The sequence below is a fragment of the Pseudomonas sp. HP_08 genome, from assembly GCF_055284095.1.
In genome coordinates this window covers 146,080-167,118 of the sequence record NZ_JBTOQC010000034.1, presented here as the reverse complement: position 1 = coordinate 167,118, position 21,039 = coordinate 146,080, and the positions used below count along the sequence as shown (strand labels likewise).

The window sequence follows — 21,039 nt, the reverse complement described above, 5'->3', positions numbered from 1 at the left end:
AATAGGTGGGCGGCGAACCGCCCGGGGTTACTTCTTGTCGTCGATCTTGGCCTTCTCGGCCGCCGACAGCGTCAGGCCCGGCACGCGCTTGGCAAGCTTCTGGCCTGCTTCAGTGACCTGCAGGTCCTGAGTCTCGCCAGGCAGCACGTAAATCAGACCGGTATCGGTCTGGATGCCCTGAGGCGCCTTGGTGTCGTTGGTCACTTTCATGGCTGGCTCCTATCAGGCTGCCGGGGCGGTGATTTCGTCGAGGTACGCGAAAGCGCCTGGCAGGCGGATCTCGGTGCCACCGGTGCGGGCGATGATGCCGGTTTCGAAGCCCATGATGGACTTCTGGCGCGGCACCAGGACGCGGCGCGGCATCGGCAGGTGGAAGCGAACCACCTCGACGTCCTTGCGGTATGCCACCAGACGGCCGCCACCGTCCTGGGAGGCATTGCGGGCCTCGCGCAGCGGCTGGATGTCCAGCGCCTGGCCGGTCTCGGCGGTGTAGATGTTGTTGCGACGGATGTATTCCAGCACGGTCATGAAGCCATCGCCGGCACCCATGCGGCGGGTGGCCACATCGCGGAAGGCATCTGGCGGCATGCGCAGGGTGTCTGCCCACTCGACCTCACCGGTGTTGGTGCGGATACCGCCCAGCAGGCCGTTGATGTCAGCCATGATCTGGTCAACGGTCTTGTTCGCCCACAGCGTGGAGCTGCCGGTACCGGTTGCGGCCGCATCGGCGCGCGACACGTTCGGATCGTTCAGCAGGCCGGTCCAGCTCTTCTCGGTCGAGCCGCGCATGGCGATATCGTTCAGCAGGCGCTCAACCTTGTCCGCAGCGCTCATGGCCTTGGTGTCGTTCAGGTTGATGTTGTACAGCGCGGCCTGGTTGATCTCTTCGATGTTCCACTCCCAGCCGGAGCCGATCATTGCGAAGTCATGCGATGCCTGGCCATGGGTTGCCTGGTTGAACGGCATGTCGGTGCCGGCACCGGACAGGAACTTGGCTTCGCCAGCAGTATCGACGGTGAAGAAGGTGGTGCCGATGGCCCATGGTGCACCTTCGGTCACGACCGGCACATGCGCGGCGTAGTTGAAGGCCGGGTAGCGGCGCTGGTAGACGCGGGTCTCGATGTTCCGGCCCTGGGCCAGGACAAACGGGAACGCCGCCTGTGCGTCAGCGAAATGATTCATGTTGGCAGGTCCTCAGCCTTAAGCGGCAGCGATCGGGCGCAGGCCCATGGAGATTTCGACGATGTCGCCATCGACGCCAGTGGTATCGAACACGACATCGGGCAGCGGGCCCAGAATGCCGGCGCCGGTAGCGCCGACGTAGCGGTTGGTGGTCGGGTTGTAATAGACGCGACCACCGTCGGCTACGGCGCCGCCGGCCTGGACCTTCATGCAGCCCAGGGTCATGAATGCGCCGGTGAAGTACTGCGGGTAGCCGTCAACCAGGGTCGATCCTGGCGCGACTGGCGGAACTGCAGGGTTCAGCACCGCGAAACCGATGAAGGTGCCGCCGGATGCCAGCGGGATGACGCCGTGGTCACCGGCGCCGCGCTGAACAGGGGCGCCGAACACGATGCCGGCTGCGTTCTCGACGGTGCGGGAGATCTTATTGCACTTCTCCTCGCTTGCGATCTGGCCGACCAGGCCCTTGGCCGGGGCGTTACCGTAAGTGTTTTGGTAGATAGCCATTGCTGGTTCTCCTTAGGCCTGGGCCGGACGGTGGGCGGTCTGCATGTCGGAGATCATCTGCAGACGAGCCTTCTCGGCCTCGTCGACGGTCTTGCCGTCCTGCTGGATCATGTGATGGCGGAATGGGTCGCCGGCCGGGTTCTTCGCGGCGTCCTCGACCAGCAGGTCGAAACGAGCGTCGATATAGGCCTCGGTCTTGCCGGCGATGGCTGCGTCTCCCAGCTTGGCGATGATCACAGCCTTGCGGATCTCCGCGTCGCCCTTGCCGGCGTAGTCGGCATCGTGGATGGCCTTGGCCTTGGCCAGCAGATCGCCCCGCGCCTTGACGCGCTCGTCGATCTGCGCATCGGTGATCTGCTTGCCTTTCAGGTCATCGATCTCGGCATCCTTGCGGGCCAGTTCGGCGTCCTTGGCGGCGATGACTGTAGCGTGGGCCGACTCGGCAGCGGACAGCTTGCCGACGGAATCGGCGAGGCGCTGCTGCAGGGTGGCGATGACAATGGCGCCCTGGTCGGTTACTTCAACCGGGATGCCGTCGACGGTAACCGTCTTCAGGGTCATGAGTTTTTCCTCGGGGGTTGGTGTGTGTTGTGGCCAGGAGTCGCCGATGCTTGCCCGGCTACCGGCGCGCCCTCGTTGAACGATGGCGATATGGTCGGCGATGATGTTGGTTTGCTTGGCCTGATAGGCTGTGCCGTCAGGGGCAATGCCGTCCTCCCAGACCAGTTCGCAGCTGTAGCCGACACTGAGTTCGCGCTTGCCAGCCTGGACAGCCCCTACCGCATCGGCATCGGTGATCTTGAGGCCGATTTTCAGGTACTCGCCATCACGCAAGACCTCATCGCCAGTAGTGCCGACGGCAACCTGCTTCCAGTTCGCCGCAGTTACTGGCTGGCCCGGATGGTCGTTGGTGATCGGGATCTTGGAGAACGTGCGCAGCGAGTCTTTCGAGAAGACCTCGGCCTGGTCGCGGTAGACGTTCAAGACCTTGAGGTCTGGCCGGCCCACCTCGGCGCCCAGGTACTGCTGCACACCAGTGCGAGCGGTCAGGGCAAAAGCTTCCAGGTAGCCGGAATCGCTCAGCGCGATATCGCCGAGGCTGACTTTGTCTGTGATGTGCATGATTGCCTCAGGTTTGTTCTGGCGGGCCTTCCGCTGCTGGCTGCTTCACTACCGGCTCAGTGGGCAAAAGATCCTCCTCATCCACCAGCCCGAACTCATCGACTGCGGCCTCAAGCCCTGGAACCACGCCTTGCTCCACCAGCATGTTGGTGGCGGCCTGGCCCAGCGCATCGGGGCGCCATAGCTTTGTGTCGGACAGGGTTTTGATGGTGTCGGCCACAGTCTTGCCGATGGTTGATCGCTCAGTCGCGGTTGGCTGCCAGAGCGGCGCCCAGTTGTAGTGGATCTCTTTCGGCCTGGAGCCCAGCGCGGAACGGATCAGCGCCTCATCAAGCACGCTCATAGCTGGCTTGAGGTCAAGCTTCTGGCTGGATGCCACGTTGTCGTAGTAATTGCGGGTGTTTTCCTCGCCATTTGCGCCCAGGCCGCTTGAGGACTGACCGAACATGCGGGTCACCGGGATATCGAATGCGCCCGCCGCGCCCTGCTCCGTCTTGGCGATGATGTCCGGCAAGGTGCTGAAATTGGCCGATTTGGAGGTGTGAGTCTCGCCGCCATCCAAGATCAGCGTGCCGTTGATGCCCTTGGCGGTCGCCGCCATGCGCAGGCGCTCCAGCAGCAGACGCTCATAGTTCTTGTCAGCCAGGCTGGACATCAGGTTGGGAATGTTGATGACGTCGATCTTGGCCTCATAGATAAGGCTAACCACGTTGGCCATCGTCTCGTCGTAGTGGCGCACAGCAGGCATGGCAGCCAGCAGCACCGAGTCACCCCAGCCGAAGGAATCGCCCACGGCCAGTTCAGGGTCTGGATGCGGCACGCCGATGAAGAGCACCAGCCGCGATGGGTGAATCTCGACCGTCGACCCTGGCAGCCGGTAGGCCTTGGGCTTGCCGAATCGCGGGCTTTGCGGGTCTTGCTCGATCTCGGTCGCGCTCAATTGCCGACGAGTCATGACGGCCAGGTACTTGATGCCGCCCTTGCCGATGCGATCAGGCTTGAGCTCTGACCGGGTATCGGTCTCGCCAGTGCCGATGAACACGGCCGCGCCGCCGAACAGGCGAGCCTTGAGCATGGCCTCCAGAATCTTGCCCTTCACATTCAGGCTTTCTTCCTCGGCCTCGATCAGCTCAATCTGGCTTTTGTCGGCCTGCCAGTTGCGCCAGTTGCGGCAAGCATCCATAGCGGGGATGGTGACGCCCTTGCGCGCAGCCCACGAGCCACGAAAGGCATTCACAAGCTGCTGGTCGTCCATTACCGGGATCGCGTATTGCGAGTGGGATGCCTTGTCCCGCGACGTGCCCAGCCCCGCCACAAGGTTCTGGAGGCTGTCCTTGATGAAGGTGTATGCGCTCATTGGTTGCTCACGTTTGCGAGTGTGTAGCCGCCCGCAATCGGGAAGCGCTGGACAATGAAGTAACCTAGGGCGTCTACCGGGTCCTCAGTGCCATCCTTGTTGGGTTCGCCTTTGTCGGTGTATGCCTGTTGCTCCAGCACCTGAGTGGTGACCGGGCATTTATCGGTATTGACCAGGTATCGCCGCTTGCCCTCGCCGTTCAGCAGCATGGCGTTCACGGCCAGCACACGGTCACGGACCAGCGGGTTCGATGGGTTGACCATCACCAGAAAGCCGGCAGCCCGTAACAGGGCATGGTCCGACTCGCTGCCGTTGACCGACTTGCGGTTCTTGCCGCTGGCATCCGGGTAGACGGTGATCGTTCGCCCAGGGAATCTGCGTTTCAGTTCGACGATCATGGCCGGCGTGTCGAACAGGCCGGTGGCTTCCTCCAGTAGCAGAGGCAGACCGTCGCGGATGACGTGGATCGTTGCCGCCATCCGGTTGATGTTGAAGTCCATGCCGACGTGCAGTTGCTCGCCCGGGCGGATCGTCTCGTTGGTGTGGCATGCGAACCGGTTGAAATTCGGGTAAACGCTGCCAGAGGTCAGGTTGACGAACAGGCCGTCGATGTAGGCGTCTACCAGGTTCGCCGGGTACGACTTGCGCAGGGACGGGATGTAGTCCTTGGGCAGGTTCTTGGCGTTCTGCCGCGTAGAGGCGTGCACGATGCCGTAGAACTCACGCTGCGATGGATCGGCAGCCAGCTCCTTTACGAACTTGCGATAGACCCAGTTGAAGCCCTCAGGCGTCGTAGTAACGTCAATGGTGTTCGTGTCGCGACCAGGCCAGACCGTCGACATCCGCGCAATGATCTTCTTCCAGGCGCTGTCCGCCTTCTTGATCGGCATACAGTCGATCTCATCGACCAGTGCATGAGCGATGTTGAAACCGACGATCCGGTGCGGGTGCTCCATGCTCTTGCACACAATGGTGCTCAGGCAGCGCCCTTTGCTGTCCCGCAGGTAAACGCGCTTGTTGCTGGCCACAATGTCAGCGTACAAGCCGAACGCCTCGGCAACGCCCGGAAGGGTGTCGTAGAAGATGTCCGTAATCTGTGGGTAGGTCGGTGCGAAGTAGCCCTGAGGGATGCCGGGAAACTCCAGGGCATTGATGCACATCCGCACACAGCCGACGAACGTCTTGCCGCTACGGTAGCCGCCAACGAACGCCATGAACTTGTTGTGTGACTTGATGAACTCGAATTGAGGCTTATTCAGCATCAGGATCGGTTGCATCTTCCACCCCGATGATGACTTGCTTTGGTTCGGGCACATCCTGGTCAGGGTCGGCCAGCTCCCGCTGCAGCTTCTGGATATTCAGGCGCTTGATCTCGTCGTCGAGGGACTTATCAGGCTCCACCTTTCGGTTCACATACACATCACCGCATTCCTTCGCGGCCTGCTCCAGCACTTGGAGAGCCAGCGCAAGGTTGCGCATCGTCTCGGCCTTCTCAACGATCCGGCCCAGCGCCCGAAGCCGATAGGCCCGGTTAGCGATTGGTATGTCAGATGTTTCTTCGCGAAAGCGCTTGCGCGCGTCGTGGAACATCTCCACCCATCGCTTGGCGAGCGTCTTACTGCATCGTTTCGTTGGGTCGTGCGACTCCACCTGCTGGCGGCTCACTTCGACGTTGAATTCACGCTTGACGGCCTCCGCCACCTGAGAAGGTGTGTCGAAGCAGGCGAGCGCCTGAACGATGAAGGCCTTCACCTCGCTGCTCAGGGCTGCCATAGGGTTGGGTTCCGTCTATTGCTGTCTATCCTCAGGCCAACTTGAGCGGACAGGTTCCGCAGGCCCTCGAAATGTTGATTCTTGCCACCTCAGGCGGCTTGCTTGCTGCGTCAATCAGCGCTTGAACATCCTGGCTCGCACCGTAGCGACGGACCACGCCGATGAACTCCTCAACATCGTGGCCGCGCATCTCAAGCCTCGGCATGCCATCTTTGGTGAAGGCCGGTGCGCCGTACTTGTCGGGCTTGTGAGCGATGTGGAACAGCTCATGCTCTACCAGAGCGCAGAATTCTGCATCCGAGCATTGAGCGCAGTAGTCGGCAGCCAGGGTGATGATGAATTCAGGCACTCGACCGAACCACTCGAACATCTGCTGTTCTTGGCGCGCTTTCTGCCAGCCCCCGGCGCGGAGCATGACCGACTCGGCCTGACCTAAGACCGTGCGGCCCTGCTTGCCGAATGATGAGGACGCCCACATAACACCTATACTGGCATCCAGTAGATGAGCATGGTCCGGGTTATGGATACTGCCGGTCTCGGCCAGTATCTGGGTAGTGATCCATTCCCATACGTCGGGGGCTGGCTCAAGGCGGATGCCTAGCTCTGCGAACTCGGATAGCTCCAGAAGCTTGGATGGAGGCATTGGCCTGTCCATGCATTACTCCACTGAGCACATCGGCCATATCGACCTGGCAAAGGCCAGAGCGCCTGCATGGTCTAGGGCTTCGTCAAGGAGGATCATCGGGAAGGGTTTGTAGCCTGGTGCGGTTACCGTCCAGTTCTTTTTCACTGGCCGAGTTTTTCACGCTGGATTTTGCACAGCTCAGCCAGCTGGTCCTGCAGGATGGTCAGGGTCAGGCCCTGAGCGTCTTGCGCTTCGCGAACGATGTTGCTGATAGCCGACTCCAGCGGGTCGATGGTGAACTCACCGATCTGGGCCGGCAAAACCTCAGGCTCGCGACCTTCATCCTCTGGATAGAATGCAACCCCATTGACCCGCACAGTCGCTGGCAGCCCACCATCCTCCGTATTGAACGAAAGGGTTCGACTTACCAGGGTTATGGCTGGCTCACTCTTAACTCGATCGCCTTTGATTTTGCTCATACCCTTCTCCAATGCAAAAGCCCCGGCGTATGCCAGGGCTGTGGATGTGCGCGCCACGAAATGGCGAATATCGTTTTGTGGAGCGGCTACCTGATCGCCCGATCAAGACGAGGCGGTATCAGCTTGGCCATGTTCCCGCGGGAGTACACGACGAAGAACAGGAAGCCGAACATGCATACGGTCAGCGGGAACTGAGCCAGGGCAAGGAATGATGTGTAGTTGACGATGATCCGGTATGACTCAGCCAGATTGGCGCCGGCGAGGATGCCAGCCATCAGGCCTACGCAAGACCGATGCCGGTCTGTCTTCTTGCGATACCCCAGGATGATCAGGAATATCATGAGGTGGCAGATGCCGCGACTTGTCAGCAGCACCTCAGGGGCAACACCTTGCACCCATACGCCAAAGCCGTTAAGCCAGTGCGCTAGCGTGTCGAGGATTCCAATCGGCTCATCCTTCATCTCGCTTACCTCGCAGTAGGCCTGAGGGGATGAAGCGCTCGAAGAACCCGACCCATGCAGGTTTCTTCCCTCCCTCTGACCACGCTTTGAGTGATCCGAACATGCTGGATGCAAGGGCCGAAATGACCAGAGCTACAGCTGCGGCGACCACGTTGTAAGGGTACAAAATCAGCACCGTCAGCCCCGCAAGGTAGCCGGCAATGAATGAGAACATCGCGTATAGGATCTTTGATCCCCACTTGAGTTCGGCGGTAGATGCCAGAAAGGCACAGCACCCGCCGATGGCGCCCATGATGATGACGTGGTCGATCGGTATCTGAGTGGCCGAAACAACCCCTGCACCCGTAGCCACGCCAACGGTGAGGGCGCCTGAAATTCCATCTGCGCTCATAACTGCTCCCGGTGGGGGTTGTTCGCTGTTGTCTGCCCTACCATGAGCCAGGCGGCGTCCATTCGACGCCAAGCAACCTCGACAGAATGGCAAACGTCAGCAATGCAGCACCGGCACAGGCCGCGAACTCGAGCATACGGCTGTACATCACTCGCTCCTCTTCCTGGGGCCTTTTGAGGGCCTGTACGAAGATGAATGTGGCGAAGAAGACGTTGCTGCTGATGTCTCGGTGCATGACGAAGTTGAGCGCAGCCAGGCCGAGCGCAAGGAGGCTCCAGGCCATTGATCTGGTCATTTTCTTACCGCGCTGAATGGCGTGCCCGCCGAAACTAAATGGTGCCGCCACAAGGATTCGAACCCTGGACCCTCCGCTTACAAGGCGGACGCTCTGGCCTACTGAGCTATGGCGGCGAAAATATGCATCCGGGAAAGCACCCGCCAGTGCAGGAGCTTTCCTCGGCAGCACAAAAAAGCCCGCAGCATGTACGGGCTTTTTCAGTTGCTTCCAGGCGTATCAGCAATCCGGTCGCTCATCGCGGTCAGGCGATGGCGTGACCGACACCATTTCGAAGTGGTTGCTCGATGCGCGCAGGTTACTTTTCAGGGCCTCTAGCCCTTCATCACTGCCCGTTCGCCACATGGCCAGGGTCAGCTCCATGCGGGTGAGCGCGACGCCGTGCGGCTCGGCGATGACGAAGGCCGTCTGGTAGGCCTTGGTGATCGGCTCGGCCAGGGCAGAGAACGAGAACAGGGACAGGCATGCGGCGAACGCAAAGCCCAAGTAAGCGGAGAGTCGACGCATGTGATTTCCTCAGTGGTTTTCTTGGGGCAACAAAAAACCCGGCTTTGAGGGCCGGGTTGATCTGAAGGTTTGCCGAAGGCAAAACTGTAAAGATGGCGAAATGGTGCCGCAACGCCGACAAAAGATCAAGCAGCTTCTTTCATCACCATCAACGACCGCGAAACTGGCGCCAGAGCGGCCTTGTCGAGCTGGTTGCATGCATCGAAACAGCGCTCTACAAAGTCCCCCCAGTCCCTGGCCCACTGGTCACCCACCAGCACCACTCCGAACTCAGCTAGAATCCACAGCCGCATCTTCTCGACGGTAGGCAGCGGGTCGACGCCTTCGCTCTGCCCGCCCTGGTGCAGCCGGCGATACCTGAGCACGATGGCCTGGGCCACATACCGGGCCTTCTCGAACTTCCTGGCGGTCATCTTCGGGCCGAGGCTGTAGGCCAGATGCAGCACCCGCTCTTCGGCCTCTTCCTTCTCGTCGATCCCGGACAATGGGCTGTACATGTGGTTGCCGAATGCTTGCAGGTGCCCGGGCAGTGTTGCGATGGCGTGCTGGATTCGCGCAGACAGGGACTGGTGCATGGCGTGACGGCTGTTCACCGACTTCTCTGTCTTCTGCACCGAGCACCCCAGCAGACCGATCTGCTCGACGTGAGCGCCTTGGCTGTCCCATGGTGTGTAGAGCGCGTCGTGCCAGGCTGCGCGGGCCGAGTTCAAATTCATCATCGTTGCCCTCTCCACTTCTTCGCCCAGAACGGGGCCTTGTTTTTTTCCATTTCTGCCAAGAACCCCGGAACCGCCTGGCGGATGATCGAAACGGCGATCTGTTTCAGTGTCTCGAATGCCGCGAGCTTGAGAACCTGCTCGGCGTCGGGATACGCGCTGCGACCGTCTGCGGCGCATGCCCACTCGAACAGCTGCCGGGATGACTCGAAGCTTTCCCGTCCTGCCAGCACCTCAGCATCAAGGTGCTCGAACAGCGCGCCCCAGGCATCAACTGGCGGCGTCGGCGGCCAGGTCGTTTCTTGGGAATTGGTCATGCTGCCCCTCTCTTCAATTCTTGTGTCTTCGCCCGGAACTCGGCAGTGATCGCCTTCAATTCGTCAATCGTGTGCTTGCGCGGCTCATGGTCGGCTTCCATCGCCTCTACAGCTTCTAGGCCTATGCGCTCAATCAGGCCGACCCTGAACCCTTGAGAGACAGTCAGGCCCTTGCGGGCGTACTTGGACGATCCGGCATTACAGCTCTTGCACTGCAACCAGATATTTTCCGGGATCAGCCTAAGCTCCGGCCTGGCTCCCTTTCCGAGGAAATGCCCAGCATCAAAGGCACCGCCGGTCTTCCAGCCCTGATCAGCCAGGATCTCGGCCTGAGACTTCGCGCAACTGATGCAGCCGCTGCCGATGCTCAACTCGTAGGTACGGCGGTAGTCCCTGACTGCCTTCTCTGCATCCTTGACGTGATCCGAGCGACTTTTGAGGGCCTCCTTGCGAACCTTGATGTCTTTGCGCTCGATCTCGGACAGGGCCTTACGAGCCTGCTCAAGCCCTTTCGGCGCCAATGCTATGGCGCAGGTCGGACTGCATGCTTTCTGCCCTGTACGCGAAGGCTGGAACGCCTCCTGGCAGTGCTGGCACTTCTTCTTGCGGGGTGTGCGCAGGGTTATGCCGCTGGCCTTGAGCGGGATGGTGCGTTTCAGTTCGGCGCGCTTCATTCGTCACCCCAGTCCCAGGACAGCTTTGGGTCAATCGGCGGGTGAGCTTGCAGCGTGTGCAGGTCCAGCAGCGTGAAGCGGCCATCCATCCAGCCACCGGTGTCGATGTGGTAAACGTTGCCCAGCACCGCCGGGCGCCGAACCACGGTATGGCCCACCACCACGGCCCGGATGTCGGCCACGCCGTGGTCTTGCTGCAAGTCGACCCTGCTTCTGGACCACTGGCAGGCCTCTTCCACATTGCGGAAGCCCGACCCACCACCAGCCCACTCTTGCAGCGTGGTCCACGACGGGAATGGGCAGTCGGCATGAACGATCCCGATCAGCCCCTCGGGCGTCTCAACTTCGATAACCAGTGGCAGGTCAGCCAGCAGCTCGACATAGCAGGCCTGCTCGACCGATGACCGGGCATAGAGCCAGGCACCGCCAACCCTCAGGTGGAAACCGGCGGCACGGCCATCCGCATCAGCGCGATAGGCGTCAATCGCCATTTGCTCATGGTTTCCGCGAATGGCGTGGAACCACGGCTTGGCCAGCCAGGTGTCGACCTGCTCCGATTCAGGGCCGCGATCAACCATATCCCCGACAGAGAACAGCCGGTCGGTTGCCGGATCAAAACCCACAGCACCCAAGGCGGCCTTCAGGCGGGTGAAGTGGCCGTGGATGTCGCCAACGGCGAAGTCGCGGCCGACAGTGTTGCGCTCGAAGCGCTTGAGGACGGTCATGCAGCCCTCCCCCGGCGCTCGCCGTAGATCGCCATCATCAAATCCTCAGGGTGTGGCAGCAGGAGTTGCAGGTGCTCGGCGCAGTAGGCGTCCAGAAGCTCCAGGTATTGGGTCATCTGTTGGGTCGTGAACTTGCGGGTCTTAGCCCGGCCAACGCGGTACCGGGTGCCGTCGGGCAGTTGCACCGGATGAACCTCTGCCGGCCAGAGCTTGGCCACCAAGATCTCGTGCCACTCTTCCGAGCTGGCCATCTGGCCGAACGACTCGCGCAGGTGCGTCTGAATCAGTCCGTTCCACTGCCACAGCAGGCGATTCTGGGCGTCAGAACGCTTGCTGCGCACCTCGACGATTGTCAGGCGCCGCGGCTTTGCCAGGTCCAGGCCGGCCAGGTAGCCGATCAGTCGCGCACGGTCGCTTTCATTTCGGAGCATGAGGTCAGTCATACCTTCCTCCGATCATGGAAATTCCCGCCGCGGCGCTTGAAGGGCGTGCTGACCTGGGCATAGGCAGCATGCCCAGCGTCACGCAGGCTCACATCGGAGTTGTCCGCGTACCCCTTCCAAACGACCTCGTCACCGGTTTTCCCGGAAAGGACGAGCAACAGCGCCGAGGGATCGCACTTGACGTCGTCGGCCTGAATCCACTTGGCGACAGTGCGCAGGTATTCAGCGAGCTCATTGCGCTTCGCCTGCTCAGAAGCCACGCGACGGTTGTGCGCAGTGCGAGAGGCAGGGAACTGATGAATTTCAGCAGCCATGACGAGCCTCCATCGCCATTGCCGCATCAATCGCCTCGCGCAGGGTCGGCCGGTGCTTTCCACAGCACAGGGTCGGGCCTACTAAGTCGACCTCTTGGGATTCGTCGAGCCAGGTCAGGCGGGCGGCATCCTTGCGCAGCTCAGCCAGCTCGGCCTCAGCCGCATCAAGGCGGTCACCCATCTTGTTGCGCAGGTCGCGAGCCTCTTGGCGTGATTCGGTGAGGTGCTCAATCTCATCCAGCAGCGCCAGGATGGTGGCCGGGTTGGCGGCGGCGATGAATTGAGCATCCGGCCCGCCGAAGAATGGCTTCTCGAAATTGCCAGCCACATACCATGCACTCTCGCCAATTTCTTCTGACCACTCTTGTGAAGCCTCAGCCAGCGCCTTGAGCTGTTCCTTGTCGATTGTCATACCGCCTCCTCGGCTTCGGCCCGATCCAGAAGTTGCTCGATGCGGAACTGAGCTTGGTTTGTCGTGCTGACCTTGTCGGCCTCGTCCAGCACCGGCACGCACACGAAGTCGATGCCGGCCTTGGCGTAGAAGTGCGCAGTCTCAAGGGCCTGACGCAATACCGCTGGGGATGCGCGCCTCATTTCCGCACCCCCACTCGCAGGCCATGGGCCTCGATGGCTTTATGCACGGCAGGAGGAGGAAGCATTGTTCCTACGTTGGTCGACCACTCGGCAGGCAGCTCAACGACAACCGCCTGGCGCGATGCCTGCCAGAAAATCCATGCTTCGCCGGTCGTGGACCAGTAGTAATTCACGCCGTCCGATGCCAGCCGGAAGTCGTCGTCTTCCCACCCCTGAACGTCTCGGCAAAAAGCCTCGAACTGCTCGCGGCTTTCGTCGCGCATCTTGTTGGTGTCGGTCATGGCAGCAGCTCCTGCATAGCTTCGATGGCGGCGTCAGCCTCAGCCCAAACGGAATGGTCGGTGCCCATGTCTTCAAGCTCCATATCGCAGCGGTCTTCTTCCTCGCGGCGAATGTTCCAGATCGCCCGAGCCACGGCTTCGCGAATAGTCGAGTTGCCCATCACGCCTTCCCCTTCCGTAATTTGCTCATCAGCAGAGCGCGCGCCGATGCGCCGTCTACCGGAATACCTTGCTGAATGATCCGGGCCTGTACCGCTTGCTCGGCCTGCTCGTTGGCCAGCTCCAAGGCTGACTTCTGGCTGTCGTGGCCGATGCCGGTCAGGATCTTCCCGTCCAGCGGCTGGCCGGACTGGGCGCGGCGGATCACGATCGTGTAGTTGTGGTCGAAGCGCTGGCGAAGGCCCTTGTCGTCCTGCTTGGCGCTCCGAAGGTCGAACAGGCCGGTGGCGACGGCGGCGATCTTCACGCCTTCGTGGCTGTAGGTGCCCATGAGGGCCTCCATCCACGCGTTAGCAATGGTCGGCATGCCGAAGTCTTCCGGGCCGGGCACGCACATGGCGATGAACTCACCCGCGCTGGGCGCGAACGGTTTCGAGAGCTTGCGGCACTTAGCGATGCCGAACTCGATCTGCTCCAGGGTGCGGATGCCCTCGTCGGCAAACTCCTTGATCCATTCTTCCTTTGCGGCCGCCAGGGCCTCTGTGGACGGCCAGGCTTGGCGCCAGGCGGGGAAGATGCCCCGTAGGCGGCGGAAGAGGTCGTTCACCACCTCTGCGGTCTCCAGGGAGACGACGACGGGGCCGCCGTGCAGCTCAGGGGGCTGGTTGGTCATGGTGGCCATGAGTTGGCTTGCGGGCTTCATGGGCGCACCACTAGGTTGGCTGCCCAGTCGGTGCTGTCGAAGTCAGGTTCGCTGCTCTGGCGCGCCGGGAACTGCTTCACGTTCGATGCAGCGGCGCGGTTACGATCGTTCAGCACCCACTTGACCAGCATCTGCACCCACTCAGCCTGGGTGTTCACCTGGCCGCGTGGCTCGTAGTGGGCAGTGAATGCGCGTCGCGCCTCTTCGGTGAACAGGTCCAGCGCTACGCCTGAATGCACCGCGTAGGTTTTCAGGAGCTTCTTGTCAGCATGCCAGTCCAGGGTCATTTCGCTGGGCATGCGAGGATCGACAGCTTCACGCGTAGAGAGAGGGTTTTGATCTTCTCTTCTCTTCTCTTCTCTAGGTAACGCACTATTAACGCTGCCAGCGTTACCTTTAGCGTTACCAGATTTGTGATTTGCAACGCGACGGGCCGTCAAACCCCTGTTTTTAGCGGTTTTTCCGTTATGACGATCAAAGCGCGGGAGGCTTACAAGGCCTTCGTTCTCATGCATCCAACCCACGCACTTCATCATTTCGCAGAAGCCAGTAACGCCAACGCTACGGTCTAGCAACTTTTTGCTAACGCTCGGAGCGTTACCATCTTCGGTCTGCTGATCGAACCAGGCCCAAACACGCATGAGCTTTCCGATCACGGCATCCGGGTCAATGCTGGCAAGATCCGCAAGCTGGCAAACCTCTGGCTTGTCCAGGGTGGTTATTTCGAATTTGATCCAGTCTCCGGCCATTACTCAGCCCTCAGTTGAAAGCCCGCAAGGGCGCGGATGGCCGTCTCGTGACGACGCTTGGCGTTGTACTCAGCCTTTTTCGCCTGGCCGACGCGCTGGTACTGCTCATCGGTGAAAGTCATCACTGGCAGGAAGGCGTCGTTGTACTGGTCGAAAGAGCCTTCAGGCCGGCCATGCGCGGCGAAGAAGGCGTCGTACATAGCGCTAAGCTCGACCTTGAGGGTCTTTTTAGTGGTCGTCGCCTCGAACAGGTCTAGGGCTGTCAGGGCGGCACGCTCAATCAACTCTTGATAGGTAGTCGTGGCCATGCTCAAAACTCCAGGCTCTTGATTTCGGAAAGCAGAGCCCGGCTATGGCGCTGGATATAGATCTGGCTGAGCTTTTCCTTGCGGGACTCGAACGACATGCCCACGTCGATCAGAGAGGCGTTAACGCGCTGTAGATGCTCGATGCAGCGGATCTCGCATGGCGTCAGGTGGTCGCGGATCGGGTCCGTAGGGCTGATGCAATGGGCAGCCCGGTACGCCTTAGATGGCATGCCAAGTGCGATACGGTTGATCAGGTCGAACTCATTGCTGAAGTGGTAATGCTTGATGTCTTTGCCGGCTGCCAGGCGGCCATGCTTGATTGCATCGGTCAGGGCCGGCGCTTCCAGGCGGGCACGCTCTCTGGCCTGCTTACCCTCGACCAGCTTGATGTGGCCGATAACCACGGCGTCGAATGTGCGGATGACCTGAAGATGGAATTTTGCGCTCACCCACATGGCATAGGCATAAACCAGCTCCTTCATTACGAAGGTTCCGCCATTTCTGCCTTCGATCGTAACTACCGGAATTCCGGTAGTTTCCAGCTCAGCAACAAGCTCGCTGGTTTGCTGTATGGCAAGCCAGTATCCAGGCGCATGACGCTTTTCCTTTCCCGCTGCCTTGTGCAGATCATTCAGGCAGTATCGGCCCTCCAGATCCTGCTTGATCTTGACGCCGCCCAGGCTGAGAGAATGCGTGCGCTCCACATTTTCTATAATTGAATTTTGTGGAGCGAGAGCTGGGGTATTGATTATCGGGGTCGTGGTATGCATATAATTTGTCCCACATAGATGTTTAAGAGAGCCGGGTCACTACCCCGGCTTTTTTTTGCCTGGAGGAAAGCTGCTACCCCTCCTTTTCCACAATTAGCCCCGTTCGAGGCCCTTTTTGTGTTCCACCAGTGAAAGCAGCGGAGCTGTTCGCTTCATCTGCCTCAACTGGGCCTGTACGGCCAGCGATCTGCCTGCTTCCAGGTACTGATTCGCTGCGTACTCGAGGCTCCATCCGAGTTCGGCACTCAGTTGCCTAACTTCTTCCTGAGCCCCCTTCTCCATCGAGTTGAAGGTCGTTTCAGGCATAGGCCCTCCATAGGGCGCTTAAGCTGATTTATCCTGCTCGCCAAGCCCGTGTAGTTCTCGGATCAGCTGGGCAGCACCAAGGCGCCTGGCAATCATGGAAAGCTCGTGAACGTAGGTGGCCAATTGCATGCCGGCTGCACGGGCCTCCATACGGAGCATTCGCAGGTCTTCCGGCTTGTAGCGCGACTTCACTACTTCGCTGCGTTTGTGGTCTGGATCGTCGTAGGCCATCTGTTTGCCTCCTTGTGGCTGATGAATTGGTTTAAGCGGCAATCGGGTAGATGTCAGGTCGAAGGTCGTGGCGAGAAACGCCAGTAGCCTTTTCGATTTCTAGAACTCGCTCGGCGGGCACACGCCCAGAGGCGCACATTTTCTGCACCGCCTGGGGCGTTACCTTGAGAAGGCGAGCCAAAGCGGACTGGCCGCCTGCGGCTTTTGCCGCCCTGCAGATGGGTAGCTCTTCCATTTTTGAACCTCAAAGTTACATTTACAACCAAAGGTTATCGCATGGCCGCAGAAGTTACAACTGAGATTCACAGTGATAATTACAACCTTGGGTTGCATCATTGGGGGATGAGCACATTAGGTAAGCGCATAGCGAAAAAAAGGATGCAGGCCGGGCTGAATCAGTCTGAGCTGGCCCGTCGACTTTCAGTGAGCCCTCAAGCCGTCCAGAAATGGGAGTCTGAGGTTTCAATTCCGCGCGGCCGGCGACTCGATGAGATTGCCTCCGCCCTATCCACCACTGTCGGCTACCTTGTGACTGGTGACTCGCCTCAAGGCGATGGGCGGACAGACTCGAACGCCAAAATGATCGGCCCAATGGAGACATGGGACGACAACACGCCACTGGACGATGACGAGGTATACGTGCCGTTCCTCAGGGAAGTGGAGCTGTCCGCAGGGTCGGGCAAAACTGTTGTTGAAAATTCGGGCGGCGAGCGCTTGCGCTTCGACAAGCTCACTCTGAGACAGCAGGGGGTGCAGCCCAGCGAGGCGGTTTGCGCAACCGTGAGCGGTAACAGCATGGAGCCAGTGCTGCCCGACAGAAGTACTGTTGGTGTGGATCAGGGCGCAACCGGCGTTGTGGATGGAAAGATGTACGCCATCGACCATGACGGCCAGTTGCGGGTGAAGATGCTTTATCGCCTACCCGGTGGCGGGGTGAGGATGCGCAGCTATAACCGTGAAGAACACCCAGATGAGGTGTACTCAGCAGAGGATATGATCGCCAAAAACATCCTCATTCTTGGTAAGGTTTTCTGGTACTCGGTACTGGTTTGAGTGTAGAGACTGCCAGGAGGGCAATCGGCAATGATCTGGTTTTTATTAAGCGTTTCTTCCGCCATACCGCTTGTAATTGGTGTGAAAGTGTTGCTTGAGGGAGGAGTTGATAAGGGCGTGGCAAAAGCTAAAGTGACGTATCTACGCAGCGTAGGAAGGGATCCATCAGAGGCTGACCTGCTAACAATCAGGCGCAGCAGAATAATAATTATTGCATGCCTTATTGCTTGCCCTGCTTTGTTCATGGCTGGGATAAAGGGCAAGCGATATTTCACGACCGCGCAGCCAGAGGCAGCGGCTGAATATTCCCTACCCACTGTCTACGTCCCGTCCGATCCAGGCGCCACTTACACAGTTATCAGCAAGAGCAAGGATAAAGGACTGGGCATCATAATGACCAAGAGGTCTGGCTCAAGCGGAATCACCTATTCGCAGCGCGCCTACGACTGCGCGGCAGGCACTGTGATGTACCTGGGCACTGGTAGCACGTATGCAGAGCTAAAGGCGTCCAAGCCTGATGCGTCGATGAGCCCTGTTGTCTCCGGGTCTATCGCTTTCTATGTTGGCCAAGAGGCATGCAGATAGCGCCACCCCCCCCCCCAATAAGCACTGAAAGCCCGGTCCAGCGCCGGGTTTTTTATTGCCTAAATTTCAGGGTTCAGCACCCCCTCGTCACGATCTGATCGGTGGCCGGCACGCAGCGGCGCGCTGACGAACAAAAAAACAACCCTAAGTTACTGATAAAAAAGGAGACAGAACTTTTATTCGCATTTTTTACAACCATAGGGTTGCGCGCTGTAACTATTGGTTGTAGATTTACACCCATCGGCGCCGCAGCCCCTCCCGAGGGACTCAGCAGTCCGGTCCGCTCTTTAACAATCCGCGCTACACGAACAAAGACGGCACCGCCTCTACGGCGACCGGAGATCAGATTGCCCCGAAAGGCAACCAACGCGAGGCTCACCTCGACGGCTGACTAGAGCGAAAGGCTCGAACCGAGTGAATGACCCGCTATGCGGTGCCAGCGGTAGAACAAGGCTTCACTGGAAGCCCTTCTAACGAGGGGCTTACGGGAAACCAACCGAGGATCACGACATGCAAACTTTCCGCATTCCTACCCCTGCTGAAATGGCGGCAAAGAAAGCCGCGGCTCAGCCTGTCAAGCCGCAGGAAGCTGCACAAGCCACATTCAAGGGCTACACCAGCTGCCCGGACAAGATGGCCGTCTACCACCTCCCGAATGGCCTCTGATCATGAACAAAGTGCTTCGCATAACCCTGCGCGGAGAGCTGCAGGTACTCATCGACGCCGACCTGGCCGTCTGCATCCGCGAGGCGAACCGGCTCAACGCAGAGCGCGGATATCACGCATCAGTACACGTCGTGGAGTGCGAGGACGGTCACCGCATGACGGCCGCTGACTGCAAGGCTGCCGCCTGACGCTTTCCTCATGCCACTTCCGCGAGGTGGCATCGGGAAATCACACAGGAGTCACAGCATGGAAATCACCTTCCCCGCAGATAGCGCAAGCATCGACAGCAGCTATCACACCAGCGGAATAAGCGTAACTGTTGATGCGCGCGGCCGCGATATTGCGGAGAAGCTCGACATTGATGACCGCCTTTACGAGCTTGATCCGGAAGACATCAAGGACGAGGTGGGCGCTGATGAGTTGCTCGACGCTATTGGCGAAGAGCATGTACGCAACTGGCTGCTGGCCAACAGCGACCCAGACGACACGCTTGAGCGGATCGGCCTCGACAAGATCCACGAATACCTTTCTCACGGCACGCCTGATGGCGACTCGCCGGTTTGATTTGCCGTCGGCATTCGCAAGAGTGCCCATCGGCCTGCAATCTCGCCGGAGCGTGCGCACCGGTTACCTGCCAGCCCGGCACGGGGCAATAGATACGGCGGGCTGAGGGTTTTCCCTCTGAGATTGCAGGACCGATGCATCCGTTACACCACGCCCAGCGGCCTAAGCCGCGCACCGGGCCATCCCGCACATGCGGGCTTCTGCCAACTTGAGACGAAGTTGGGGCATTGCTGGTTTTGCCATAGGACACCAGCCCGATATCACCTGGAACGCTTTTCCGCTGACCCAGGCTGTATCGGAGTGTGAACTGAATGCGCAGGCGATGCGCTAAGCGTAACGGGTGACCGGGTTCCTAGGCCGGGTAACCGAAGCGTGACCATGTAGCTCAGCTGGTAGAGCGGCCTCACAAAAGGCGCGCCGGGGGTTCGATTCCCTCCATGGATGCCGGTATCGCACCCGGCCAGTTCACACCCCGATGCAGCCCAAATCACCCCATAGCCACCCCATAACGACCGCCTCCGGAGGCGACCATGAACGCAGCTACCAAAATCGTGCCGCCGACCGGTCGGCCCGTTATCCCCTGCTCGCCTGCTGAGCTGGTTTGGATCGAAAACGCCGCCGACCAGTTGTTGATGGGCGCCGACGTGCAGTTTCAGCGCTTCGCCAAGTCGGCTCAGGGCGTCACTCAGGAGCGTTTCCACATCGCCTTGGACGAGCTGTTGATGGAGCGCACCAGCCGCAAGGGTGCCAGCCAATCAGCGCTGGGCAAGATCTTCCACGGCTTGTTGATCGGCAACATGTCGCTGGCCCGCGAGGGGCTGACAGAGGCGCTGGAGTTGGAAGACCCGAAGCAGGCTGCTCTGGATCAGGCAGAGGGCCTATTGCGGCCTTTGGCACGTGACGGGCTGATTGCTCAGCGCGAGGACGAGGTATGAGCCCCCATATCCTGATCGATGAAGCGCTGGAAAGCCTTCATCACCCCGCCGCAATGCCCGGCGAATTCATTCTGGTGCAGCGGATCATCAACAAGATGATGGCCGACACCCTCATAACCCTTGAAGAGTTTTCCCACTACAGCCAGCGGCTCACGAACATCCAGCGCGGCGCAAGGAGAGCGGCATGACTCATATCGACTGGAGCAAGGCGCCTGCAGGCGCGACTCATGCTCGCATAGATGACTATCGATTCCCGTGGAGAATGCTGAAAAATGGGATTTGGCATGCTTGGCATGGCAATTGGATGACTGTCACCTCTTCAGACCATTCCCTGTATGTTGAGAGGCCATCACCAGCATGGAATGGCGAAGGCAATCCTCCGCCTGGCGTCCTAATCGAAATGCTGCACGCTGGGTGCAGAAACTGGCAGGAAATCACACCGCTGCACAGCGGAAGCAAGTACCTGCTTTTCGAGCGCTACGCTGGCGAGGAAGTTATCGAGGAGGCGCTGCCCTTTGCGGCCATAAAGCTGCGCCCTATCCGCACAGCCGAGCAGATGGCTGCGGATGAGCGTCTACATCAAATCCGAAACGCTTGCAGTGCAATCAGCCAAGCCACCGAAAGTTACAACCTTGATGTCAATTGCTCGGCAGCCATGCGGGCGGTGGTCGAGGCGATGATTGATGAAGGCTACCGCAAGCAGGTGGCGCCATGACAACGCCGGTCGTGAAATCCCTGATCGACGAACAACTGGCCGACATTGAGCGAAGCCTGCAAATCGTAGGCGCCGGCCTGCCCCGCGAGTTGCCGGTATCCGCCCTGCCGCCAAAGCTGGTCGAGGCTGTGAAGGCTGGGCGTATTGCTGTGAGGCCAAAATCGTGACCCGCTATCAAGCCGCCAAGCGGCTGTACATATGGCGCAGCTCTGCTCTGGTCCTCGCAATCTCAACAGCCTGGATGCTGCTCAGCGCCTACGCCGGCTGCATCACTTCCTGAGCCCAAGGCAGCGAATATGCGAATACCTGACCCGATAGAGATATCCCGCGACCGAGCAGAGCGCCTTGCTGATCGGTATGTCGATGAGCATACCTGCATGGAGTGTGGCGCCAAGGTGGATTACGAACTGCTTTGTCCGTCGCCAACCGGTGACGGCCCAGCAATCTGCGTCGAGTGCCTTGGGTTCGACCCTTTCGAAAACCTGTAACCCCCCCCTTATTCCACTCGCAGCGCCCCGGTGACGGCATGGCG

Annotated in this window: 39 protein-coding genes and 2 tRNA genes; 10 read left to right on the top strand and 31 right to left on the bottom strand. The window is 59.8% G+C overall.

From position 1 onward, the window contains the following. Positions 1-27: 27 nt before the first annotated feature. The 31 genes from ACYAS9_RS22870 to ACYAS9_RS22720 all read right to left on the bottom strand — a co-directional run bounded on the left by ACYAS9_RS22870 (position 28) and on the right by ACYAS9_RS22720 (position 16,224). Positions 28-210 carry a hypothetical protein gene (locus ACYAS9_RS22870; protein ID WP_463570580.1) on the bottom strand — a complete coding sequence of 61 codons (183 nt, stop codon included), beginning with the start codon at positions 208-210 and terminating at the stop codon, positions 28-30. Positions 211-222: 12 nt separating this feature from the next. After that, positions 223-1,182 (bottom strand): DUF2184 domain-containing protein, encoded by a 960-nt coding sequence (locus ACYAS9_RS22865; protein ID WP_463570579.1) that lies wholly within the window; start codon positions 1,180-1,182, stop codon positions 223-225. An 18-nt stretch (positions 1,183-1,200) separates the two neighbouring features. Next, a complete protein-coding gene (locus ACYAS9_RS22860; protein WP_463570578.1) occupies positions 1,201-1,689 on the bottom strand; it encodes a structural cement protein Gp24 in 489 nt (162 codons plus the stop codon). 12 nt (positions 1,690-1,701) lie between these two features. Beyond that, complete coding sequence (locus ACYAS9_RS22855) at positions 1,702-2,811, bottom strand: DUF2213 domain-containing protein (RefSeq protein WP_463570577.1); 1,110 nt, start codon at positions 2,809-2,811, stop codon at positions 1,702-1,704. A gap of 7 nt (positions 2,812-2,818) precedes the next feature. After that, positions 2,819-4,168: a DUF1073 domain-containing protein gene (locus ACYAS9_RS22850; protein WP_463570576.1), complete on the bottom strand. Its 1,350-nt coding sequence runs from the start codon at positions 4,166-4,168 to the stop codon at positions 2,819-2,821. Continuing rightward, positions 4,165-5,430 (bottom strand): terminase large subunit domain-containing protein, encoded by a 1,266-nt coding sequence (locus ACYAS9_RS22845; RefSeq protein ID WP_463570575.1) that lies wholly within the window; start codon positions 5,428-5,430, stop codon positions 4,165-4,167. The genes ACYAS9_RS22850 and ACYAS9_RS22845 overlap by 4 nt, the downstream gene beginning before the upstream one ends. Further along, on the bottom strand, positions 5,420-5,941 hold the full coding sequence (locus ACYAS9_RS22840) for a DUF2280 domain-containing protein (RefSeq protein ID WP_463570574.1): 522 nt from the start codon (positions 5,939-5,941) through the stop codon (positions 5,420-5,422). The genes ACYAS9_RS22845 and ACYAS9_RS22840 overlap by 11 nt, the downstream gene beginning before the upstream one ends. A 31-nt stretch (positions 5,942-5,972) precedes the next feature. Beyond that, positions 5,973-6,596, bottom strand: coding sequence for a putative metallopeptidase (locus ACYAS9_RS22835; protein ID WP_463570573.1), 624 nt, complete (start codon positions 6,594-6,596; stop codon positions 5,973-5,975). A gap of 131 nt (positions 6,597-6,727) precedes the next feature. Continuing rightward, complete coding sequence (locus ACYAS9_RS22830) at positions 6,728-7,045, bottom strand: hypothetical protein (protein WP_463570572.1); 318 nt, start codon at positions 7,043-7,045, stop codon at positions 6,728-6,730. Positions 7,046-7,131: 86 nt separating this feature from the next. Further along, positions 7,132-7,506 carry a phage holin family protein gene (locus ACYAS9_RS22825; protein WP_463570571.1) on the bottom strand — a complete coding sequence of 125 codons (375 nt, stop codon included), beginning with the start codon at positions 7,504-7,506 and terminating at the stop codon, positions 7,132-7,134. Next, the gene (locus tag ACYAS9_RS22820) at positions 7,496-7,897 is read right to left on the bottom strand and encodes a putative holin (protein WP_463570570.1); all 402 of its coding nucleotides are present in this window, start codon (positions 7,895-7,897) and stop codon (positions 7,496-7,498) included. Before ACYAS9_RS22820 ends, ACYAS9_RS22825 begins: the two co-directional genes overlap by 11 nt. Before the next feature lie 37 nt (positions 7,898-7,934). Further along, on the bottom strand, positions 7,935-8,180 hold the full coding sequence (locus ACYAS9_RS22815) for a hypothetical protein (protein ID WP_463570569.1): 246 nt from the start codon (positions 8,178-8,180) through the stop codon (positions 7,935-7,937). Between the two features lie 51 nt (positions 8,181-8,231). After that, positions 8,232-8,308, bottom strand: a tRNA-Thr gene (locus ACYAS9_RS22810). Positions 8,309-8,411: 103 nt separating this feature from the next. Beyond that, positions 8,412-8,699, bottom strand: coding sequence for a hypothetical protein (locus ACYAS9_RS22805; RefSeq protein WP_056837550.1), 288 nt, complete (start codon positions 8,697-8,699; stop codon positions 8,412-8,414). A 125-nt stretch (positions 8,700-8,824) separates the two neighbouring features. Next, positions 8,825-9,418, bottom strand: coding sequence for a hypothetical protein (locus ACYAS9_RS22800; protein ID WP_463570568.1), 594 nt, complete (start codon positions 9,416-9,418; stop codon positions 8,825-8,827). Continuing rightward, the gene (locus tag ACYAS9_RS22795; protein ID WP_463570567.1) at positions 9,415-9,732 is read right to left on the bottom strand and encodes a hypothetical protein; all 318 of its coding nucleotides are present in this window, start codon (positions 9,730-9,732) and stop codon (positions 9,415-9,417) included. The genes ACYAS9_RS22800 and ACYAS9_RS22795 overlap by 4 nt, the downstream gene beginning before the upstream one ends. Then, positions 9,729-10,406, bottom strand: a complete 678-nt coding sequence (locus ACYAS9_RS22790; RefSeq protein WP_463570566.1) for a recombination protein NinG — start codon at positions 10,404-10,406, stop codon at positions 9,729-9,731. Before ACYAS9_RS22790 ends, ACYAS9_RS22795 begins: the two co-directional genes overlap by 4 nt. Beyond that, entirely contained in the window at positions 10,403-11,131 is a 729-nt protein-coding gene (locus tag ACYAS9_RS22785) for a metallophosphoesterase (RefSeq protein ID WP_463570565.1), read from the bottom strand. Before ACYAS9_RS22785 ends, ACYAS9_RS22790 begins: the two co-directional genes overlap by 4 nt. Next, positions 11,128-11,562 (bottom strand): recombination protein NinB, encoded by a 435-nt coding sequence (locus ACYAS9_RS22780; RefSeq protein WP_463570564.1) that lies wholly within the window; start codon positions 11,560-11,562, stop codon positions 11,128-11,130. The genes ACYAS9_RS22785 and ACYAS9_RS22780 overlap by 4 nt, the downstream gene beginning before the upstream one ends. A gap of 8 nt (positions 11,563-11,570) precedes the next feature. Then, positions 11,571-11,888, bottom strand: coding sequence for a hypothetical protein (locus ACYAS9_RS22775; RefSeq protein WP_463570563.1), 318 nt, complete (start codon positions 11,886-11,888; stop codon positions 11,571-11,573). Next, positions 11,878-12,300 carry an ead/Ea22-like family protein gene (locus ACYAS9_RS22770; RefSeq protein WP_463570562.1) on the bottom strand — a complete coding sequence of 141 codons (423 nt, stop codon included), beginning with the start codon at positions 12,298-12,300 and terminating at the stop codon, positions 11,878-11,880. Before ACYAS9_RS22770 ends, ACYAS9_RS22775 begins: the two co-directional genes overlap by 11 nt. Further along, positions 12,297-12,482 (bottom strand): DUF1382 family protein, encoded by a 186-nt coding sequence (locus tag ACYAS9_RS22765; RefSeq protein ID WP_463570561.1) that lies wholly within the window; start codon positions 12,480-12,482, stop codon positions 12,297-12,299. The genes ACYAS9_RS22770 and ACYAS9_RS22765 overlap by 4 nt, the downstream gene beginning before the upstream one ends. Then, on the bottom strand, positions 12,479-12,763 hold the full coding sequence (locus tag ACYAS9_RS22760; protein WP_463570560.1) for a hypothetical protein: 285 nt from the start codon (positions 12,761-12,763) through the stop codon (positions 12,479-12,481). Before ACYAS9_RS22760 ends, ACYAS9_RS22765 begins: the two co-directional genes overlap by 4 nt. Continuing rightward, entirely contained in the window at positions 12,760-12,924 is a 165-nt protein-coding gene (locus tag ACYAS9_RS22755; protein WP_463570559.1) for a hypothetical protein, read from the bottom strand. The genes ACYAS9_RS22760 and ACYAS9_RS22755 overlap by 4 nt, the downstream gene beginning before the upstream one ends. Next, positions 12,924-13,625, bottom strand: a complete 702-nt coding sequence (locus ACYAS9_RS22750) for a replication protein P (protein WP_463570558.1) — start codon at positions 13,623-13,625, stop codon at positions 12,924-12,926. The genes ACYAS9_RS22755 and ACYAS9_RS22750 overlap by 1 nt, the downstream gene beginning before the upstream one ends. Beyond that, positions 13,622-14,374: a DnaT-like ssDNA-binding domain-containing protein gene (locus ACYAS9_RS22745; RefSeq protein ID WP_463570557.1), complete on the bottom strand. Its 753-nt coding sequence runs from the start codon at positions 14,372-14,374 to the stop codon at positions 13,622-13,624. Before ACYAS9_RS22745 ends, ACYAS9_RS22750 begins: the two co-directional genes overlap by 4 nt. Then, entirely contained in the window at positions 14,374-14,682 is a 309-nt protein-coding gene (locus tag ACYAS9_RS22740) for a hypothetical protein (protein WP_463570556.1), read from the bottom strand. The genes ACYAS9_RS22745 and ACYAS9_RS22740 overlap by 1 nt, the downstream gene beginning before the upstream one ends. Positions 14,683-14,684: 2 nt before the next feature. Then, a complete protein-coding gene (locus ACYAS9_RS22735; protein ID WP_463570555.1) occupies positions 14,685-15,452 on the bottom strand; it encodes a KilA-N domain-containing protein in 768 nt (255 codons plus the stop codon). A 93-nt stretch (positions 15,453-15,545) separates the two neighbouring features. Next, complete coding sequence (locus ACYAS9_RS22730; RefSeq protein ID WP_463570554.1) at positions 15,546-15,758, bottom strand: hypothetical protein; 213 nt, start codon at positions 15,756-15,758, stop codon at positions 15,546-15,548. An 18-nt stretch (positions 15,759-15,776) separates the two neighbouring features. Beyond that, complete coding sequence (locus ACYAS9_RS22725) at positions 15,777-15,989, bottom strand: hypothetical protein (RefSeq protein ID WP_463570553.1); 213 nt, start codon at positions 15,987-15,989, stop codon at positions 15,777-15,779. Positions 15,990-16,020: 31 nt separating this feature from the next. After that, positions 16,021-16,224 (bottom strand): YdaS family helix-turn-helix protein, encoded by a 204-nt coding sequence (locus tag ACYAS9_RS22720; protein WP_463570552.1) that lies wholly within the window; start codon positions 16,222-16,224, stop codon positions 16,021-16,023. A gap of 41 nt (positions 16,225-16,265) precedes the next feature. Between ACYAS9_RS22720 and ACYAS9_RS22715 the strand changes: the two genes are divergently transcribed. The 10 genes from ACYAS9_RS22715 (at position 16,266) to ACYAS9_RS22670 (ending at position 20,674) form a co-directional block, all read left to right on the top strand. Continuing rightward, entirely contained in the window at positions 16,266-17,042 is a 777-nt protein-coding gene (locus tag ACYAS9_RS22715) for an XRE family transcriptional regulator (RefSeq protein WP_463570551.1), read from the top strand. Between the two features lie 30 nt (positions 17,043-17,072). Beyond that, a complete protein-coding gene (locus ACYAS9_RS22710) occupies positions 17,073-17,627 on the top strand; it encodes a hypothetical protein (RefSeq protein WP_463570550.1) in 555 nt (184 codons plus the stop codon). Positions 17,628-18,137: 510 nt separating this feature from the next. Further along, positions 18,138-18,293, top strand: coding sequence for a hypothetical protein (locus ACYAS9_RS22705; protein WP_463570549.1), 156 nt, complete (start codon positions 18,138-18,140; stop codon positions 18,291-18,293). A 2-nt stretch (positions 18,294-18,295) separates the two neighbouring features. Then, on the top strand, positions 18,296-18,481 hold the full coding sequence (locus ACYAS9_RS22700; RefSeq protein ID WP_463570548.1) for a hypothetical protein: 186 nt from the start codon (positions 18,296-18,298) through the stop codon (positions 18,479-18,481). Between the two features lie 58 nt (positions 18,482-18,539). Beyond that, entirely contained in the window at positions 18,540-18,857 is a 318-nt protein-coding gene (locus ACYAS9_RS22695; RefSeq protein ID WP_463570547.1) for a hypothetical protein, read from the top strand. Between the two features lie 374 nt (positions 18,858-19,231). Then, a tRNA-OTHER gene (locus ACYAS9_RS22690) sits at positions 19,232-19,301 on the top strand. Positions 19,302-19,387: 86 nt separating this feature from the next. Then, positions 19,388-19,792 carry a hypothetical protein gene (locus ACYAS9_RS22685; protein ID WP_463570546.1) on the top strand — a complete coding sequence of 135 codons (405 nt, stop codon included), beginning with the start codon at positions 19,388-19,390 and terminating at the stop codon, positions 19,790-19,792. Then, positions 19,789-19,980, top strand: a complete 192-nt coding sequence (locus tag ACYAS9_RS22680) for a hypothetical protein (RefSeq protein WP_463570545.1) — start codon at positions 19,789-19,791, stop codon at positions 19,978-19,980. The genes ACYAS9_RS22685 and ACYAS9_RS22680 overlap by 4 nt, the downstream gene beginning before the upstream one ends. Next, a complete protein-coding gene (locus ACYAS9_RS22675) occupies positions 19,977-20,507 on the top strand; it encodes a hypothetical protein (protein WP_463570544.1) in 531 nt (176 codons plus the stop codon). Before ACYAS9_RS22680 ends, ACYAS9_RS22675 begins: the two co-directional genes overlap by 4 nt. Further along, on the top strand, positions 20,504-20,674 hold the full coding sequence (locus ACYAS9_RS22670; RefSeq protein ID WP_463570543.1) for a hypothetical protein: 171 nt from the start codon (positions 20,504-20,506) through the stop codon (positions 20,672-20,674). Before ACYAS9_RS22675 ends, ACYAS9_RS22670 begins: the two co-directional genes overlap by 4 nt. Positions 20,675-21,039 lie beyond the last annotated feature (365 nt).

Bases quoted from the DNA above. Each gene is read 5' to 3' on its own strand.
- ACYAS9_RS22870 (WP_463570580.1), bottom strand. From the start codon at position 210: ATGAAAGTGACCAACGACACCAAGGCGCCTCAGGGCATCCAGACCGAT.
- ACYAS9_RS22865 (WP_463570579.1), bottom strand. From the start codon at position 1,182: ATGAATCATTTCGCTGACGCACAGGCGGCGTTCCCGTTTGTCCTGGCC.
- ACYAS9_RS22860 (WP_463570578.1), bottom strand. From the start codon at position 1,689: ATGGCTATCTACCAAAACACTTACGGTAACGCCCCGGCCAAGGGCCTG.
- ACYAS9_RS22855 (WP_463570577.1), bottom strand. From the start codon at position 2,811: ATGCACATCACAGACAAAGTCAGCCTCGGCGATATCGCGCTGAGCGAT.
- ACYAS9_RS22850 (WP_463570576.1), bottom strand. From the start codon at position 4,168: ATGAGCGCATACACCTTCATCAAGGACAGCCTCCAGAACCTTGTGGCG.
- ACYAS9_RS22845 (WP_463570575.1), bottom strand. From the start codon at position 5,430: ATGCTGAATAAGCCTCAATTCGAGTTCATCAAGTCACACAACAAGTTC.
- ACYAS9_RS22840 (WP_463570574.1), bottom strand. From the start codon at position 5,941: ATGGCAGCCCTGAGCAGCGAGGTGAAGGCCTTCATCGTTCAGGCGCTC.
- ACYAS9_RS22835 (WP_463570573.1), bottom strand. From the start codon at position 6,596: ATGGACAGGCCAATGCCTCCATCCAAGCTTCTGGAGCTATCCGAGTTC.
- ACYAS9_RS22830 (WP_463570572.1), bottom strand. From the start codon at position 7,045: ATGAGCAAAATCAAAGGCGATCGAGTTAAGAGTGAGCCAGCCATAACC.
- ACYAS9_RS22825 (WP_463570571.1), bottom strand. From the start codon at position 7,506: ATGAAGGATGAGCCGATTGGAATCCTCGACACGCTAGCGCACTGGCTT.
- ACYAS9_RS22820 (WP_463570570.1), bottom strand. From the start codon at position 7,897: ATGAGCGCAGATGGAATTTCAGGCGCCCTCACCGTTGGCGTGGCTACG.
- ACYAS9_RS22815 (WP_463570569.1), bottom strand. From the start codon at position 8,180: ATGGCCTGGAGCCTCCTTGCGCTCGGCCTGGCTGCGCTCAACTTCGTC.
- ACYAS9_RS22805 (WP_056837550.1), bottom strand. From the start codon at position 8,699: ATGCGTCGACTCTCCGCTTACTTGGGCTTTGCGTTCGCCGCATGCCTG.
- ACYAS9_RS22800 (WP_463570568.1), bottom strand. From the start codon at position 9,418: ATGATGAATTTGAACTCGGCCCGCGCAGCCTGGCACGACGCGCTCTAC.
- ACYAS9_RS22795 (WP_463570567.1), bottom strand. From the start codon at position 9,732: ATGACCAATTCCCAAGAAACGACCTGGCCGCCGACGCCGCCAGTTGAT.
- ACYAS9_RS22790 (WP_463570566.1), bottom strand. From the start codon at position 10,406: ATGAAGCGCGCCGAACTGAAACGCACCATCCCGCTCAAGGCCAGCGGC.
- ACYAS9_RS22785 (WP_463570565.1), bottom strand. From the start codon at position 11,131: ATGACCGTCCTCAAGCGCTTCGAGCGCAACACTGTCGGCCGCGACTTC.
- ACYAS9_RS22780 (WP_463570564.1), bottom strand. From the start codon at position 11,562: ATGCTCCGAAATGAAAGCGACCGTGCGCGACTGATCGGCTACCTGGCC.
- ACYAS9_RS22775 (WP_463570563.1), bottom strand. From the start codon at position 11,888: ATGGCTGCTGAAATTCATCAGTTCCCTGCCTCTCGCACTGCGCACAAC.
- ACYAS9_RS22770 (WP_463570562.1), bottom strand. From the start codon at position 12,300: ATGACAATCGACAAGGAACAGCTCAAGGCGCTGGCTGAGGCTTCACAA.
- ACYAS9_RS22765 (WP_463570561.1), bottom strand. From the start codon at position 12,482: ATGAGGCGCGCATCCCCAGCGGTATTGCGTCAGGCCCTTGAGACTGCG.
- ACYAS9_RS22760 (WP_463570560.1), bottom strand. From the start codon at position 12,763: ATGACCGACACCAACAAGATGCGCGACGAAAGCCGCGAGCAGTTCGAG.
- ACYAS9_RS22755 (WP_463570559.1), bottom strand. From the start codon at position 12,924: ATGGGCAACTCGACTATTCGCGAAGCCGTGGCTCGGGCGATCTGGAAC.
- ACYAS9_RS22750 (WP_463570558.1), bottom strand. From the start codon at position 13,625: ATGAAGCCCGCAAGCCAACTCATGGCCACCATGACCAACCAGCCCCCT.
- ACYAS9_RS22745 (WP_463570557.1), bottom strand. From the start codon at position 14,374: ATGGCCGGAGACTGGATCAAATTCGAAATAACCACCCTGGACAAGCCA.
- ACYAS9_RS22740 (WP_463570556.1), bottom strand. From the start codon at position 14,682: ATGGCCACGACTACCTATCAAGAGTTGATTGAGCGTGCCGCCCTGACA.
- ACYAS9_RS22735 (WP_463570555.1), bottom strand. From the start codon at position 15,452: ATGCATACCACGACCCCGATAATCAATACCCCAGCTCTCGCTCCACAA.
- ACYAS9_RS22730 (WP_463570554.1), bottom strand. From the start codon at position 15,758: ATGCCTGAAACGACCTTCAACTCGATGGAGAAGGGGGCTCAGGAAGAA.
- ACYAS9_RS22725 (WP_463570553.1), bottom strand. From the start codon at position 15,989: ATGGCCTACGACGATCCAGACCACAAACGCAGCGAAGTAGTGAAGTCG.
- ACYAS9_RS22720 (WP_463570552.1), bottom strand. From the start codon at position 16,224: ATGGAAGAGCTACCCATCTGCAGGGCGGCAAAAGCCGCAGGCGGCCAG.
- ACYAS9_RS22715 (WP_463570551.1), top strand. From the start codon at position 16,266: ATGGCCGCAGAAGTTACAACTGAGATTCACAGTGATAATTACAACCTT.
- ACYAS9_RS22710 (WP_463570550.1), top strand. From the start codon at position 17,073: ATGATCTGGTTTTTATTAAGCGTTTCTTCCGCCATACCGCTTGTAATT.
- ACYAS9_RS22705 (WP_463570549.1), top strand. From the start codon at position 18,138: ATGCAAACTTTCCGCATTCCTACCCCTGCTGAAATGGCGGCAAAGAAA.
- ACYAS9_RS22700 (WP_463570548.1), top strand. From the start codon at position 18,296: ATGAACAAAGTGCTTCGCATAACCCTGCGCGGAGAGCTGCAGGTACTC.
- ACYAS9_RS22695 (WP_463570547.1), top strand. From the start codon at position 18,540: ATGGAAATCACCTTCCCCGCAGATAGCGCAAGCATCGACAGCAGCTAT.
- ACYAS9_RS22685 (WP_463570546.1), top strand. From the start codon at position 19,388: ATGAACGCAGCTACCAAAATCGTGCCGCCGACCGGTCGGCCCGTTATC.
- ACYAS9_RS22680 (WP_463570545.1), top strand. From the start codon at position 19,789: ATGAGCCCCCATATCCTGATCGATGAAGCGCTGGAAAGCCTTCATCAC.
- ACYAS9_RS22675 (WP_463570544.1), top strand. From the start codon at position 19,977: ATGACTCATATCGACTGGAGCAAGGCGCCTGCAGGCGCGACTCATGCT.
- ACYAS9_RS22670 (WP_463570543.1), top strand. From the start codon at position 20,504: ATGACAACGCCGGTCGTGAAATCCCTGATCGACGAACAACTGGCCGAC.